We start from the raw sequence: 15644 nt of genomic DNA, 5'->3' as shown, positions 1-15644 counted from the left end.
CTACCGCCGCGGCCCGGTCGCCCCGGGTCTGTGGACGACCGGGGCCGACCGTCGGCGGCGCCTGCCAGGATGGCCGCCCGGTCCGCGGCGCGCGCCGGGCTGAGAGGATGGATGCCATGCAGGAAGAGCTCTCGGGCATGTCCGGCCCGCACGACCCCTACGCCGCGTACGGCGGCGCCCCCGCCGACGCGGACGCCGTGCTGGCCGGGCTCGACCCCGAGCAGCGCGCGGTCGCCACGGCCCTCGGAGGCCCCGTCTGCGTCCTCGCCGGCGCCGGCACCGGCAAGACCCGCGCCATCACCCACCGCATCGCCTACGGCGTCCGCAGCGGCGTCTACCAGCCGCAGCAGGTCCTCGCCGTCACCTTCACCGCCCGCGCGGCCGGCGAGATGCGCGGCCGCCTCCGCCAGCTCGGCGCCGAAGGCGTCCAGGCCCGCACCTTCCACTCCGCCGCACTCCGCCAGCTCCAGTACTTCTGGCCGCGCGCCGTCGGCGGCGAGGTGCCGCGCCTGCTGGAGCGCAAGGTGCAGCTCGTCGCCGAGTCCGCCGCCCGCACCGGCCTGCGCGTCCAGCGCACCGAGCTGCGCGACCTCACCGGCGAGATCGAGTGGGCGAAGGTCACCCAGATCGTCCCCGACGACTACCCGGCCGCCGTCGTGAAGACCGGCCGCGAGGCCCCGCGGGACCCGGCGGAGATCGCCCGCGTCTACGCCACCTACGAGCAGACCAAGCGCGACCGCGGCGTCATCGACTTCGAGGACGTGCTGCTGCTCACCGCGGCCATCCTGGAGGACCGCCCGGAGATCGCCGCGCAGGTCCGCGCCCAGTACAAGCACTTCACCGTCGACGAGTACCAGGACGTCTCGCCGCTGCAGCAGCGCCTGCTCGACCAGTGGACGGCCGGGGGCGCCGGCCTCTGCGTGGTCGGCGACGCCAGCCAGACCATCTACTCCTTCACCGGTGCCACCCCCGACTACCTGCTGAACTTCCGCACCCGGCACCCCGACGCCACCGTCGTCAAGCTCGTCCGCGACTACCGTTCCACCCCGCAGGTCGTCCACCTCGCCAACGGCCTGCTCGCCCAGGCCCGCGGGCACGCCGCCCAGCACCGCCTGGAACTCGTCTCGCAGCGCGAGGCCGGCCCCGAGCCCGAGTACGTCGAGCACCCCGACGAGCCCACCGAGGCCGAGTCCACCGGGCAGCGCATCCGCAAGCTGCTCGACGCCGGCGTGCGGGCCAGCGAGATCGCCGTGCTCTTCCGCACCAACGGGCAGTCCGAGGTGTACGAGCAGGCCCTCGCCGACCTCGGCATCTCCTACCAGCTGAAGGGCGCCGAGCGGTTCTTCGAACGGCCCGAGGTGCGCGAGGCCGGCCTCCTCATCCGCGGCGCGGCCCGCGCCGCCTCGGACCCGCTCACCGCCGACGAGCCCGACCTCGCCGCGCAGGTCCGCGCGGTCCTCGCGACCCGCGGGTTCACGGCCACCCCGCCCTCCGGCTCCGGAGCCGTCCGCGAGCGCTGGGAGTCGCTGGCCGCACTCGTCCGCCTCGCCGGGGAGTTCGAGGCGGGCCGCCGCGCGGCGGGCGCCCCCGCCGACCTCGCCGCCTACGTCACGGAGCTCGACGGCCGCGCCTCCGCCCAGCACGCCCCCGCCGTCGAGGGCGTCACCCTCGCCTCGCTCCACGCCGCCAAGGGCCTGGAGTGGGACGCCGTCTTCCTCGTCGGCCTCACCGAGGGCACCCTGCCGATCATCTACGCCAAGACCGACGAGCAGATCGAGGAGGAACGCCGGCTGCTCTACGTCGGCGTCACCCGCGCACGCCTCCACCTCACGCTCTCCTGGGCCCTCTCGCGCTCCCCCGGCGGGCGCGCGAGCCGCAGGCCCAGCCGGTTCCTCGACGGCCTGCGCCCCGGCTCGGGCGGCCCGCGCGCCGGCACCCGCGGCGGGCGCGGCGGCGTCGAGCACGGCGAGGGCCGCGCGGCGGGGCGGCGCGCCCCCCGCGGCCCGGTCGTCTGCCGGGTCTGCGGCCGCACCCTCACCGAGGCGGTCGAACGCAAACTGCGCCGCTGCGAGGACTGCCCCTCCTCGATGGACGAGGCGCTCTACGAGCGGCTGCGGGAGTGGCGGGCCCGGCAGGCCAGGAAACAGGGTGCCCCCGCGTACGTGGTGTTCACCGACGCGACGCTGATGGCGATCGCCGAGGAGGTGCCCGGGAGCGAGCGCGAGCTCGCCCTGATCTCCGGGGTGGGCGCCATGAAGCTGGACAAGTACGGCGCCGCCGTGCTCTCGTTGTGTGCGGGGGAAGAGCTCGGCGACGAGCTCGAGGGGGAGCCGACCGAGCCGGCCTGAGCCGCTCGTGCACATCACCCGGAACTCGCCGGAAAAATAGTTTGCGCCCCGTGCGCCGCGCGCAATAGCCTGCCGGAGCGGTCAAGGGGACGAGATCGCAAGGCCGTGAAAGGCAGGCTTTCGCGCGCCGTCCGTCCACGACCGGGATCTCCCGCCCCACCGCACCACCTGCAGGACCGACCGACATCCGAACACCGGAGCCCGGGAAACCGGGCACCGCGAGACGCCGAGAGGAGGCGAAGACAGTGGAAACCACGAAGACGATCACCAAACTGACCGGCCACACCGTTATCGCCATGCCCTCGGGCGCCGTCTCACCGTTCGGCACCCGTGGCTCCTCGACCGTCGCCCCGCTGTGCGGCGTGGTCGTGGTGGCCGGCAACGGGCTGGGTCTCGACGGCACCGGTGTCCCCACTGTCAGTGGTCACGGCTTCACTGGCTTCGGCGGCGCCTCCTTCGAGACGGGTCTGTCCCGCGACTGGGCGACGTTCGACCGCGGCCTCGTGATGCGCGACGAGCGACCGACCCAGGCACCGAAGGCAGTGGCAGCAGCAGCCATTCATGGCGGCTATGCACGGGTCTCCGGTGCCGGGGCCGAGCAGGACGAGCAGCTGATCAACCAGGCCGAGGCCGCCCGCAAGGGAGCCGGAGCCGTCCGGATGGGGGCCTTCCGCGGCCCGAAACCCTGGAGTGAACGAACCTGAGGAACCCTCAGGTCGGTCTCCAGGGCCGCGGAACCCGTCAACCGGGATCCGCGGCCCTTCTGTTTGTCCGGTACGTCATGACAACCCTGGCCCCTCGGGGCCTCCGGATCCGCCCCACCAGCAGGCGGACCGGAACCACAGAAAAGACGAGGAAGAAGTGTCCACGGTCATCACACCGCCCCTCCCGTCCGTACCGACAGACACGTTCACCCAGGCCGACCCGGCCGCCCCCCCGGAGGTAACCCTGATGCAGCAGCTCAACTCGTTCGACGAAGCCGACGCCCTCGGCCAGACCGTCCCGTGCCGCGCCTTCGACCCGGAGGTCTTCTTCGCCGAGACCCCGGCGGACGTCGAGTACGCCAAGTCCCTCTGCGGGACCTGCCCGGTCAAGGAGTCCTGCCTGGCCGGTGCGCTCGACCGGCGCGAGCCGTGGGGCGTCTGGGGCGGCGAGCTCTTCGTCCAGGGCGTGATCGTGGCCCGCAAGCGGCCGCGAGGCCGTCCGCGCAAGACCGAGGTCATGGCGTGAACCGCGCCGATCCGCCCTCCGGTCACGGAACCGCGGGCGTCCGACGGGGAGAGCAGCCCCCGCCGGTCAACGCCCTGCGCCGATCCGTACGCGTCGCCGCCGCCAAGGCCGACGCCGCAGCCCACCGCCCCTTCCCGAGCACGCACCACGAGCAGGACCACCACATGATCCCCCTTGCCGAAAAGCCCGTCCGACTCACCGAGCGGACCCCCGAACTTCAGATCCGGAACAGGAACTTCGAGATGCAACTCCTCCAGGAATCCCTGGCGCGCGCCCATATGCAGGAACTAACCCGCGAGGCCGAGCGCCAACGCCTCGGCGCGCGCCTCGCACGGGCCGACCGCCTCCGGCGGAAGGCCGAACGTGCGTCGCTGCGCGCCCGCAGGGCGCTTGCCGCCGCCCTGATGTAACCGGCCGCCGGTGCGTGCCCCGTCCTGCGGAGGCCGGGCCCACCGACGGACAGCGGAGAGACCGGAGGCCGCCCCCTTGCGGAAGGGGGCGGCCTCCGTCGTTCCACGGGACGGGCGGCCCGCCGGGGCGGGGGCCTCGCCGGGCGCGGTGCCGGGTCAGCCGCGCGGCGGCCGGCCGTCGAAGCCGGGCAGCCAGGTGGCGAGCTCCTCGCGCAGCCGTACCCTCGCCCCGAGCTGGCAGAGCACGCCGATCGTGCTCAGGGTCACCCGGTGGATCAGCAGGTAGGAGGGCGGCAGGTTGAGCTGCTTGGCCAGGTTGTAGGCGGGTGAGCGGGGGTCGGCGATCCGGGCCGCCTGGGCGCGCATCCAGTCCCGGGTGAAGGTGAACTCCTCGACCCGGGTGGGCTCGATGATGGGGTGCAGGTAGGCGAGCACGGCGTCGGGGTCGAGGGTGATGCCGGGCCGCACGAAGCCCTCCTGGCGGAGCATGTCGTAGACCTCCCCGGCCTCGCCGGCCAGCGCCATCCGCAGGGCGGCGCCGATCGGCTCGGGCAGGCCGCCGGGCAGCCGGTCGACGGTGCCGAAGTCCATGACGCCCAGCCGCCAGCCCTCCGGCGGGCCGTCGTCCTGGATCAGCCGGAAGTTGCCGGGGTGCGGGTCGGCGTGCAGCAGGCCGGTCCGGGTCGGGCCGGCGAAGAGGAAGCGGGCGAGCAGCTGACCGGCGCGGTCGCGCTCGGCGGGGGTGCCGGTGCCGATCACCCGGGCCAGCGGGGTGCCGTCCATCCACTCGGTGACCAGCACCTGGCCCGACCGGTCGACGACGCCGGGCACGGCGATGTCCGGGTCGCCGGCGAACTCCTCGGCGTGCACCCGCTGGGCCTCGGCCTCCAGCCCGTAGTCCAGCTCCTCCGCGACCCGGGCGCGCAGCTCGGCGATGAGCGGCTTCATGTCCATGCCGGGGATGAGCGGGCCCAGCACCCGGGCGAGCCGGGCGAGCTGGCCGAGGTCGGTGAGCAGGGCGTCCCCCGCGCCGGGGTACTGCACCTTGACGGCGACCCGGCGGCCGTCGTGCCAGACCGCCCGGTGCACCTGCCCGATGGAGGCGGCCGCGGCGGGCCGGTCGTCGAAGCTGCGGAAGCGCGACCGCCAGTCGGCGCCGATCTGTTCCGCCATCACCCGGTGCACGGTCGTGGACGGCATCGCGGGTGCCGAGTCCTGGAGCTTGGTGAGGGCGGCGCGGTAGGGCCCGGCCACGTCCTCGGGGAGGGCGGACTCGAAGACGGACAGCGCCTGCCCGAACTTCATCGCGCCGCCCTTGAGCTGACCGAGCGTCGAGAAGAGCTGCTCGGCGGTGCGCTGCTGCAGCTCGGCCGTGACCTCCTCGGCCGGCCGCCCGCCCAGGCGCTTGCCGAGCCCGAGCGTCGCCCGGCCCGCGAAGCCGAGGGGGAGGGCTGCCAGGCGGGCGGTACGCGTCACGGCCTTGCGCGGAAGATCGCTCACCCGGTGCCTCCAGTCGGATCGCCGGTGCCGGCCCTCCGGCGCGGGCCGCCGGGCGTGGCCTGCCACCGGCAGTGGTCACCACGCCATTGTGCCCGCTCGTTCGGCCGTGTCCGCCGAATCATCCGGACTGGTATTCGGGCCGTCCTGTGCGGATTTCCCGCACGCCGTGCCGGGGGCGGGCCGGGGCGGCGGCCGGCGCCGCGGGCGCGCGGTCCCGGGCGCGCGGTACGCGGGTCGGCGCCGGGGCGGCCGGGGCGAGGTGGGGGCGCGGGGCCGGCAGCGGGCGCCCTCACCGCCGGCCGTCCGCCGTGGTCGCCGGGGCCGGGGCCGCCGGCCACAGGCACCCGCAGGCCGGGTGGGCGGGCAGCCGGAGGCGCCGGGCCATCCCGTCGGCCGCGGAGATCTCGCACCAGCCGTCGACGCTCGGCGGCACGACGCCGTCCAGGTAGAGCTGGGTGTGCAGGGCGGCGAGGCCCGCCACCGCCGTGGCGAGGGCGGTGTCGCAGGCGGGGGTGCGGGCCCGGCCGGGCCCGGGGCCGTCGAGCTGGGCGAGCAGCCTCGGCCAGCCCGGGTCCTCGTCCTGGCGGGTGAGGGAGGCGCAGCCCGCGCAGGCCGTCGCGCCGGGCACGACCAGCGGGCCGACCACGCCGAGGTGCTCCAGCACCCCGACGTAGAGGTGCGGGACACCGGCGCGCATGAGCTCGTGGGCCTCGGCGGCGCACCCGGTGAAGGCGGCGGAGCCGTCCCGCGGGGCGAGGACGACGAGGGCGGGCGGCCCGGCGCCGACCGGGACGGGCCGTGGCCGGTCGCCGGCGGCACCGGAGGCCCGGTGGACGGCCTCCCGGGCGGCGGTGGTGCGCAGCCGTCCGACGTCGGTGGCCGGGAGCCCGGCGGGGGCGCAGTCGCGGCCGGTGACGCGTCCGCGGTCGACGACCGTGACGGTGCCGGTCCCGCCGGCGGCCAGGACGGCGGCGACGGCGGCGCCGACCCGGCCCGCGCCGCGCACCTCGACCCGGGTGCGGCGTCTGGCGGCGAGCACGTCGGCGGCCTCGCCGGGCTCGGGGTGCACGAGGGAGAGGGCGGCGGCGTCGGGCCCGAGCATCTCGCGCCGGGGCGCCGGGTAGTCGCCGAGCGCCGTCTCCAGGGCCTCGGCGTCGTCGAGCAGGTCGCTGCGGGCGAGCGAGGCGAGCAGGCCCTCGCAGGCGGGGCGGTCGAGGCCGAGCCCCCGGCCGGCCGCGATCAGCTCGGGGGTGTCCCTGCTGCCGTCGACGAGTTCGAGGAAGGCGGCGATGCCCTGGTCGACCTGTTCGACGACGCGGGCGTGTCGGCGGACGGTGCCGAACTGGAGGGTCCGCTCGTCGCGCCAGAGGCGGGAGAGGGCAGGCTTGAGCATCGGGCGCACGGGGTTCTCCGGGGAGCTGGCGGGGCGGTCGGTGGCGCGGTGAGTGTGACCGAGATCGATATCTTGCGAGTTGATGGGCGAGATCCACAGGTGGAACCCCGATGAGATAGGTAGTTTGCGACTGGCTGAGAGCTCTAGTTTGCGAGTCCGGAGCTGGAGGGCTTGACCGGCTGGGCGGTCAGCAGGCCATGAACGTGCTGGTCGATCAGCGCCTGGAAGGGGAAGTAGGGGGACCGGTAGCCGGCGCTGTCGACCCGCGCGGCTAGTACGAGCTCTGTGCTGTTGGAGTGCGTCTGCCGCTTTGCCGGCGAGATCGGGGGGTGGAAGCAGGGCGCGAGGTAGTACTCGCTGGCGGTGAGACGGTGCCAGATGACCGCGGAGAGGGCTTCATGGAGTCGCGTCCGTGGGGCTGGCGGCCGTCGACCGACCGCTGCCGTGTAGTGGTCAAGGAACTTGAAGAATGATTCGGTTTCGAGATGCCATGTAGCAAATCGCTTTCGCCTCGCTCGATAGTCGATTCGGTCTCGAATCGGAATCCCGGACGCGCATTGTGCGAGCCGCTTGATTCCTTGGGAAAACTCGGCCTCGCGGGCGGGGTTGCTTGGCCGGTAATTGGGGTCTTCGAATTCAAGAAGTCCCCAGTCTGCCGGGATCCCCAAGTAGTTGGCTGCTTGCTGGGAATCCATCTCGGATGCTGCCTGGATGAGATGGATCGCGGCCGCGCGGCGGACTCTGCGGGTCGTGGGGATCAAGGGTTCGGCCAGCCCGTCATGGAATTTGTTGAACCAGTCGTCCGGGATTTCCTGTGGGATCGATTCGATCGAGTATCCGTCAAGTCTTTCGACGGGGACATGCAGGAAGTAGGGAACGGTTCGGAACCGGGTCCATTCGGCTGAACGGGGCTTGATCAGGCGGGGCTTGGGGCGAAGGTCCCAGGGGAGGCCCGCTTCCACAGCTTCTCGGCAGGCTGGGGTGGAGTCCTTAATGAGGGTCTTCCAGGTATTCCCCCAGCGGCGGACTGCTTTCTCGGGCGCTGTGCTGGCGAGCTGACCGATCGCATCGGCCCTCTTCTGTTCGGGGGTTCGAAGGATTCTGTCGGCGAGGCTCAGTACCGCTGCAACGGCGAGGGAAGCGCGGGGCGGGAGCGTCCAAGAAAGCTCTTGATCCCGATGTCGTATTGGCGGCAGGGCGTCGACTTGCCGCAGTTGGTTGGTGACGTGGGAATTGACTTCTGCGGCCTGCTCCGAGGACATCTGGTGGGCGGTGGCCGGCCAGGTGGCGAGGATTAGTGTGGCCAGAAGTTGAAGGTCCGCGAAGATTTCGAAGCTGGCTCGGGCAGGGGTGTCTGGCTGCAGCAGGCTGTGCAGGCGGATCTGGAGGTCCGCGAGGTCGTCATGAAGGGTGCCCTGGGCGGGATGCCCGGTGAGATCGTCCAGCCGCTGCCCACAGGCCTGTCCCGAGCTGGTCTCATTGCGGCACTGAGCGGGGTGGAGACCGGCGGCGCCGGGAAGCGTCAGCAACTGATGGGACCTGTAGGCAGTCCCGGGAGGCTGGTGGCAGTCAGGGCAGGTATGGCGGAGGAGAACGTTGTGCTCGGGGCATGCGAACGTAGTCGCGAGACGCCAGCGCCGGAGCCAGGCTCCTCCGTGCCGGGCCTGGATCTCAGAACCGTCCCCGGCCAGACATTCCGGGCAGTAGCGGCCACCCGGGACTAGGATCCCGGGCGGGAAGCGGTGAAGCGGCCGGGGGGTCGCAGTGGGGTCCTTCGGCGGAACGAGAGCGTGGGTGACCGGCGGACAGCGGTTGACCCACGGCCGCAGAGTCAGCCGGTCGGCGTCCTCGGGTGAGATCCGCGCGACCTGCGCGAAGTGCTGGAGCTTGCTGGCCTCGATCATGAACAGCTGACCGGCACGAGCGGTCGTCACCATCGGGCGTTCCCCGGCGAGGCCGACCCGCCAGGCGACGAACCCCGGCGCCAGGTTCAGACGGTGGCCGAGCCGCAGCAGGAACCCCGGCAGGCTCTCGTCGGGCAGCGGCACCAAACTGCGTGGAAACGGCGTCGCGTTCGGGGCCATGCTCAGCCGGCCGCGTCGACCGAGGCCTGAGGGCCCTTGTCGTCGAAGACGGTGTTCCGGCCGCGCCGCCGCCGGGCCGGTCGTGCAGCAGCCTCCGCCGGCGCGTCCGGGGCGAGCTCCTCCGGTGCCAGGTCGGAGTCTTCGCGGCGGATGACGATCTCGTCCAGGAGGTTCTGGTCGATGACCTCGCGCTCGGTGTCCATCGCCTCCTGGCAGCCGTCCTCGATGAGGCGGCCCAGCAGACCGACCACGCCACCCGTGCGGTTCAGGAGGTACTCCGGCATGGTGCCGGAGGTGAGCATCCCCGGCTTGGCGTTCAGCAGTCGCAAATGGACCTCGATGCCGTGCAGGTGGTTGACGAACGCCTGGATCTGTTCGGCGGTCGAGTAGCGGAAGCGGTCCATCTCGACGAGTTCGAAGCGGTGCTCGGTTTGGGTGATCTCCAGCCCGTGGACGCGAGTCGACTCCAACGGCGGCAGGACCCACTGCTGCTGCTTCGGCTGCCAGCACGCCTCTCGGAGGAGGCCGGTGCCGGGGATGTTCACGCCGGTCAGGATCAGGGTGACGTTCAGGCTCATGAACGCACGGATGAGGTCGAGGACGTCCTGGTCGTCCGCGCGGTGCATCCGCAATCGGCTGATGTCGTCGAGTACCAGCGCCTTGACCCCGTGGTCGCGGAGTGACTCTGCGACCAACTGGACCAGGTTGGGCAGGGTTGCCGCGCTGCGGATATCGGCGCCGAAGAACCGCAGGATGGCCGTGCATGTGCTCTTCGGAGTCGCGGTCACAGGAGTGGAGACGAACACGATCGGGGCGTGGATGTCCGTGGTCCCCGGGACCGTCGCAGGGTTGAGGAACTGGTGCAGTTGGAGCCACGAGTCCTCGAACGCCGCGCAGACCGCGCTGACCGTGGCGGTCTTGCCGTAGTGGCCGAAGCCGCTGACCATCACGCCGGCGAGCGTCGGATCGTCCTGCTTGTAGGTGTTGCCGTGCAGGCGCCGCTTGATCAAGCGGGTCACCTTCGCGGCCATCGGTGTCTGCTGGAGTGGCAGGTTGACGTTCGTCAGGCGCCGGTAGATGTCCCGGTCGAATCGTGCATTTGGCGTCAACATCTGCCACTGGCGGAACGTCAGTCTTGGAGGCAAGGTCAGCTCGCCGCGGGTGCGACGGTAGTGCTGCCAGCCCTCGAAGGTGTTTCGGTGCGGGCGGGGCCGCAGGATCAACTCGGCGATCCGCTCGCGGGTCGGCCATTGGACCTGCGGATCGTCGGGCTGTTGTGCCGTCACGTGTTCTCCAGGGGTTCGCTGTCTGGGACAGCAGCGGGCAGGAGGAACAGACCGCCCCGCAGCGAGTCGTCCAGCAGCGGTGGTGCGGTTGGTCCCGACGCCGTCGCGGCTTGCCGACGGCGTCGGCGGTCGGAGTCGACGGCTTCCTGGACCGCCCGTGACTGGTCTCGCCAGCGCGCGGGCATGACTGCCGGCTCGGCGGACACCGGTTCGGGCGTCGGCCGGTCGGCAGCTGCAGCTGCGGCGCGCGACTGCTCGTGGGAGCGGGCGACGCGCTTCTTCTTCGCCGACCGGCTCGGCCAGGCGGAGACCGGGGTGACATCGCCCAGCAGCCCTAGCAGGAGCGGGAGGAGTTCGGCGTCCGACTTCGGGGCGAGCCCGTGACGGGCGACCTCCGCCAGCAGGTCGGCGGCGGTCCGGTCGGAGAATGCCGGGATCTCCCCCTCGGGGGGAAGGCCGTTCCAGCGCAGGGTGTGCCAGAGCGAGTGGTCGTCCGGGTCCTGGAAGAACACCGTCCGGCGATCACGCCGGTCGCTGCTGACCACCCACCGCCCGGCATGGCGGCCGCCCCGGGCCGACGGATGCTGGTAGCGGTCCTCCGCGAAGAGGTCAGCGGAATACCAGAGTCCGAGGATCTTGACCCCGCGGCGGGGGTGGATCTTGACGTTGTGCCTGGGCAGAAGCCGGTAGTAGAGCGACGGATCGGGGATCCGCAGGCTGAATCCGCCCTGGTTCATCGCTGCGGCGAACAGCGAGTTCGGGCTGTGGCGCTCGCCCGGGCCCCAGGCCGGCGCGTACTCTCCGAGCTCCCGGTTTTGCCAGACCTGGACGATCCAGGTCGCGATCAGGTGCTCCATCTGATTGACCGTCAGCGTTGCGTCGAGTTCCGGGTCGCTCCCGCGGTCGGCGACATCCGTCCCCGTGAACCCGAGCAGGTGCTCGAACAGCAGTGTCTTGAACCCGGAGAACGCCCGCTCGACCGCGAACTTGTCGGTAGGTCGAAGCGCCCGCGCCGGCAGAACGTTGCAGCCGAGTTCCCGCTCGGCGGCGACCAGGTCGTGGCTCTTGTAGGAGCCCCCGTGATCGGTCGTCACCGTCTCCGGTGCGAAGAACGGCAGAGCCGCGACGTCGTGCCCCGCGAACTCCGCCACGATCTCCGACGGGACACCGGGATAGGGCCACTGCATCTCCTCGCCCCAGCTCGCCCGCATCGGCAGGGGCAGCATTACGTCCCGCAGCAGCATCGCGACGTCGACCGACCGCTCGCCCTTCGGGGTGAGCCTGAACGCCGGCGCCGAATGCGTGTAGAGGTCCAGTGCAAGGGTCAGCGTCATGTCAGTCGGCTCGCCGAACACAGTCTCCCGCAGCTTGACCGGCAGCGGTGTCGAGTCCAGCGCCAGCACTTGCCCCGGCCGGTGGACGACTATCCGTGACTGGACACCTGCCTCGGCTGCTGCTGCGGCCGACCTCACGTAGCGCTGCCGGCCGCCCTCCGACCCGAACCACTCCAGCCAGACCGCCGCCAGCGTGTGCCGACAGGGCACCTTCTCCTGCGGAAAGTCCGGGAACGTCTCATTGACGTACTGGTGGAGCAAGCGGTGCTTCGCACTCATGGTGATCCGGGACCGCTCCGCGCACTCCCTCCGAACCGCGAAGATCGCTTCGCGGATCTCCACTGTGATACTCCGGCGCCCACCACGCCGCCGGGTCCACCGGCCGTCCGCGCAGGCCAGCACCAGATCCTGCGGAGCGACCGTCGACAGACCCTGCAGGGTGCGAAGGCCAAGACCCGACAGGCCCAGCATCTGGGCCTCCCGCGGATCCATTACCTTCACCTCATCGACCTTCGCCTGCCGGCGCTCGGTCAACGTCGTGTTGTCCGGATTGTAGGCCGGACGCGGCTCACCTGGGCGGGCCCGCTCCGCGGACCCCTCCCGGAACCCCGTCACCGCCTCCCGGACATGCTCGGCCCGATTCACCGCCTGGCGAAGCTGGCTCTCCGTCAGATCCGTTGCCGCCCGCGGCTGGATGCCTGAGCCAGCCGCCGCTGACGCGACCACGGCCCGGGCGAGACGGGCATCACGGTGGTTGACGAGCCAGCTGATCGACCGTGTCTCGACCCTGCCGTCCGCATGCTCCAGCACCAGTCGCCCAAGCTGCGGGGCGATCTCCCGGGCCGTCCACTCGACCCCGTTGAGCACCAGCACCGCCCCGGGGCTCAGATCCAGCAGCCCCCGCCCGCCCGTCATCAGGCTTCCCTCCGACCGGGAGCCAGCCAGACTGATGACCCGTCACCGAGCGGCTGACCGAGGTCGATCCCCAGACGGCGATGCCAGATCAGGTGCGTGGCATGAGCCCGAGCGATCACCGGCAGCCTCGTCGCCGCCACCAGATCACCGAACCGGATCGGGCCGCGGCCGACCGCCTCCACCAGTTCGGCCTCCAACCCCAGCCGATCCTCCAACGGCCGGCGCTGGGACGACAGATGATCCAGAACAGTCTGGACGTGTGGCTTCCAGCCAGCAACCACGCTGTAGTGCCAGCCGCAGGCCGCCGCGGCCTCCCGGGCCGCAGCGAACTTCAGGAGATCGTCCTCCTTCACCAGCCGCCGAGGGCGGACATCAAACAGCCAGAACCCGCCACCTGGAAGGACAGCCAGGAAGTCCGGAATGTGGCGACCGCGCCCGCCTACATGCTCGAAATCCAGCTCGAACGGCTGCGGCAGCACCTCGGCCACGGTCACGAAGTCCAGCGCGAGGAGCAAACGCTGTTCCTCCAAGGACTCGAACCCATGCTGCCGGCCCGTCGACACCATGAACTGCAGGCCGGGACGGTGCTTCTGCCGAGCACGCCAGGTGAACCTCCGGACCGGACGCGAGGAGAGAACCGGCACTGAGGCGGTGTCCCTCAGCGGCCATGACACCTTGCCTTCGCTGATCAGCCAGGACCCGACCCACCGCCGGAGCCAGTCGCCACCCAGCGTCAACAGCTCCCGCGCGGCGACATCAGCAGTGAAGGGAACAAGTAGGTCATCCAAGCCGCACGCATCAGAGCTCACCGCGGGCTTCGCTGGCGCATCCACACGGTCATGGAACCACCGTCGCAGCTCCTAACCAGGCATGTTGTCGAACCAGACCGACATCAATCGTCATGAGCGCAACTTGAAGAGGAAAGTGTCCATCGGTGATCGTCAACCTTGCCTAGGCCTAGGTCAGAGCCACACCGAGAACCAGCCACCACCAGTCTATTACCAGACATTCGATCAGAATCTTGACTGGGTCGTGGAGGCACCCAAGCGTGTCTCCATAGGGTGACCGGCAAGCAAGGCCAAAGCCCGTGCGCAACGTGTAGATCCATCGACACGATCGCTAGTAGCCTCACCTCCATGGGTATGGCCAAGCGCGCAATGGAAGAAGCTGAAGCCCGAGGCTACTGGGGCAGCGACGATTGGGTTTGCAAAAGCTGCGTCGATGAGGAATTCCTCGAAAATAAGATCAAGGCGGCCGCAGACCCCGAAGAAGAATGCACCTTTTGCGAACAAGCTCCCGCAGCTCCGCTCGATGTACTAGTCGATGCCTTCTATAAGGGAATGCGCGTCGATTACGCCACCGTGGATGAGGAGGGCGTCCCATACGACCCTGAAGAATATGGTTACCTACTCACTCCCAAGACTGCCGAAGAGTTGGTGCTTGACGACTACAGTGACGTGCTAGTGGGAGATGGTCTTGCAGAGGCGGTAGCTGCCCTGCTAGATGATAGTAGCCTTTGGGTAAAGCGCGGCGCCTGGGCTGGAGACACCACAAGGGAGATTCTCACTACGGGCTGGGAGTCCTTCTGTCATTCACTCAAGCATGAGACCAGGTACGTCTTCATGGTGGAAAGACCGAAGACCGAAAGGGATTTTCGCGAACTGTCCCCTGGGGAGATGCTTAAAGCGGTAGGCGCCATGGTTGACCTGCACTACCTCTATAGCGAAATTGTTCCCGGAACTCGATTCTGGAGAGCAAGGACTGGAATGATGCCGACTCCTGACTGGAGCGCAAGGGACCTCGGCACCCCCAGGATCGAGCATTCCAAGCAGGCGAACCGAATGAGTCCTGCGGGAATCCCAATGTTCTATGGGGCCAGCGATAGCGACACTGCGATCAGGGAGACGCTGGGAAGGGCGACGGCCACCCATGTTACGGCAGCAGCGTTCGCCGTCGGTCGGACGCTCTCAGTAATCGACCTGACAAATGCCAAGCTCCCCTTGATTCCATCCCAATTCGACATCGAGAAACTCCCGGAGAGGGACAGCATTCAGTTCCTGCATGACTTCACTCGCCGTCTCAGTGAACCCATCCGAGAGACGTACGAGCAGGTTGACTACGTTCCGACGCAGGTCCTGACAGAGTACCTCCTGAAAGCTCACGCCCGGGGTGAGGAGTCAGCGGACGGCCTAATGTACAGTTCCGCAATCACCGGAAAGCCCTGCGTCGTTCTGAATATCCCAAACAGCATGTGCGTCGACAGGGGAGTCGAGGTGGTTCACGAAGGATTCCTTCGGATCGACCTGGACAAGGAGGCCCATCTGGTCATGGATCCCGAATCGATTGCCACATACAAGATCGGCCGCACTTATTCTTAGGAATTCTTTGCTCGAAGGGGGCGGCGGATATGGATGCAGCGACAAGTGCACTGGCTGTAGCCGGAATAGGAATTATTGGAACGCTCACCTCTGGAGTGCTCATTCAAATGGGATCCAGAAAAACCAGAATGCGCGAGCTTGAGCACGCCGACAGGCAGAAGGATGCAGATCGATCACACGCCTCCAAGGTTTCCGACTTTGAGGCCCGCCGCTCTTCGTATATTTCCCTTAACTCGGCGGCCCGCCACTATCAGACTGAGCTGGCAAATTATCTTCATGCTCAAAGGGGTGGCGTATCGGTGCACGAGGCACGAGAGGCGGTTGAAGAAGCTCGGCAAATTCACCGTGCCAGATACGCAGAGGCTCAGATGATGTTCCAAGATGAGATCCTCCGACATGCAAGTGCCGTAAATAGACATCTCGGAGACACCTATGGCATCCTGAGGAGAATTGAAGCCGGCAGGGCTACCGAGGCGGAGAATTTCGAGCTGGCCCAGAATATGAGAGTTCGTGGTTGGGAAATCATTGCAGCAATGCGCGCGGCCATGCGGGTCGACCTTGGAGTATCGGCCAATCCTTAACGGCTACGGTTTACCCCGACCGGGTGGGATGCTATGGGCTCGGACCCGCTCCCCTGCATGTCGGTAGGCCCCCTCAGGGCATAGCGATCTCCCCCGCCGGTGCCACTAGACCAGGCAGCACTGGCCCAACCTGGGGCAGCGGGAGCAGCTGGAAGTGCTCGCAAGGTATCGATCCCCGTCACACT

Annotated in this window: 12 protein-coding genes; 6 read left to right on the top strand and 6 right to left on the bottom strand. The window is 69.4% G+C overall.

Annotation, left to right across the window (positions count from 1 at the left end; translation table 11 throughout):
- The first annotated feature begins 137 nt into the window (after positions 1–137).
- The 4 genes from OG335_RS15460 (at position 138) to OG335_RS15445 (ending at position 3988) form a co-directional block, all read left to right on the top strand.
- Positions 138–2348, top strand: coding sequence for an ATP-dependent DNA helicase UvrD2 (locus tag OG335_RS15460; RefSeq protein WP_405015412.1), 2211 nt, complete (start codon positions 138–140; stop codon positions 2346–2348).
- 245 nt (positions 2349–2593) lie between these two features.
- Positions 2594–3052 carry a hypothetical protein gene (locus OG335_RS15455; RefSeq protein ID WP_405011688.1) on the top strand — a complete coding sequence of 153 codons (459 nt, stop codon included), beginning with the start codon at positions 2594–2596 and terminating at the stop codon, positions 3050–3052.
- Positions 3053–3209: 157 nt separating this feature from the next.
- A complete protein-coding gene (locus tag OG335_RS15450; RefSeq protein ID WP_405011687.1) occupies positions 3210–3578 on the top strand; it encodes a WhiB family transcriptional regulator in 369 nt (122 codons plus the stop codon).
- Positions 3575–3988 (top strand): hypothetical protein, encoded by a 414-nt coding sequence (locus OG335_RS15445; protein WP_405011686.1) that lies wholly within the window; start codon positions 3575–3577, stop codon positions 3986–3988. The genes OG335_RS15450 and OG335_RS15445 overlap by 4 nt, the downstream gene beginning before the upstream one ends.
- A 156-nt stretch (positions 3989–4144) precedes the next feature.
- Here the strand turns inward: OG335_RS15445 and OG335_RS15440 are convergent, their stop codons facing one another.
- The 6 genes from OG335_RS15440 to OG335_RS15415 all read right to left on the bottom strand — a co-directional run bounded on the left by OG335_RS15440 (position 4145) and on the right by OG335_RS15415 (position 13333).
- On the bottom strand, positions 4145–5488 hold the full coding sequence (locus OG335_RS15440; protein WP_405011685.1) for an ABC1 kinase family protein: 1344 nt from the start codon (positions 5486–5488) through the stop codon (positions 4145–4147).
- A 289-nt stretch (positions 5489–5777) separates the two neighbouring features.
- Positions 5778–6881: a ThiF family adenylyltransferase gene (locus tag OG335_RS15435; RefSeq protein WP_405011684.1), complete on the bottom strand. Its 1104-nt coding sequence runs from the start codon at positions 6879–6881 to the stop codon at positions 5778–5780.
- Positions 6882–7024: 143 nt separating this feature from the next.
- The gene (locus OG335_RS15430) at positions 7025–8965 is read right to left on the bottom strand and encodes a TniQ family protein (RefSeq protein ID WP_405011683.1); all 1941 of its coding nucleotides are present in this window, start codon (positions 8963–8965) and stop codon (positions 7025–7027) included.
- Between the two features lie 2 nt (positions 8966–8967).
- Positions 8968–10251, bottom strand: a complete 1284-nt coding sequence (locus OG335_RS15425) for an AAA family ATPase (protein WP_405011682.1) — start codon at positions 10249–10251, stop codon at positions 8968–8970.
- Positions 10248–12500: a transposase gene (locus tag OG335_RS15420; RefSeq protein WP_405011681.1), complete on the bottom strand. Its 2253-nt coding sequence runs from the start codon at positions 12498–12500 to the stop codon at positions 10248–10250. Before OG335_RS15420 ends, OG335_RS15425 begins: the two co-directional genes overlap by 4 nt.
- Positions 12500–13333 (bottom strand): TnsA-like heteromeric transposase endonuclease subunit, encoded by an 834-nt coding sequence (locus OG335_RS15415; RefSeq protein WP_405011680.1) that lies wholly within the window; start codon positions 13331–13333, stop codon positions 12500–12502. The genes OG335_RS15420 and OG335_RS15415 overlap by 1 nt, the downstream gene beginning before the upstream one ends.
- Before the next feature lie 303 nt (positions 13334–13636).
- Between OG335_RS15415 and OG335_RS15410 the strand changes: the two genes are divergently transcribed.
- Both OG335_RS15410 and OG335_RS15405 read left to right on the top strand, forming a co-directional pair.
- A complete protein-coding gene (locus OG335_RS15410; protein ID WP_405011679.1) occupies positions 13637–14878 on the top strand; it encodes a HEPN-associated N-terminal domain-containing protein in 1242 nt (413 codons plus the stop codon).
- A 29-nt stretch (positions 14879–14907) separates the two neighbouring features.
- Entirely contained in the window at positions 14908–15459 is a 552-nt protein-coding gene (locus OG335_RS15405) for a hypothetical protein (protein WP_405011678.1), read from the top strand.
- Positions 15460–15644 lie beyond the last annotated feature (185 nt).

Origin of the sequence: Kitasatospora sp. NBC_01539, assembly GCF_045040525.1 — a bacterium.
In the GTDB taxonomy this organism is placed as follows: domain Bacteria; phylum Actinomycetota; class Actinomycetes; order Streptomycetales; family Streptomycetaceae; genus Kitasatospora.
The sequence above is the reverse complement of the archived record's forward strand: the minus strand, read 5'-3'. Positions and strand labels throughout refer to the sequence as shown.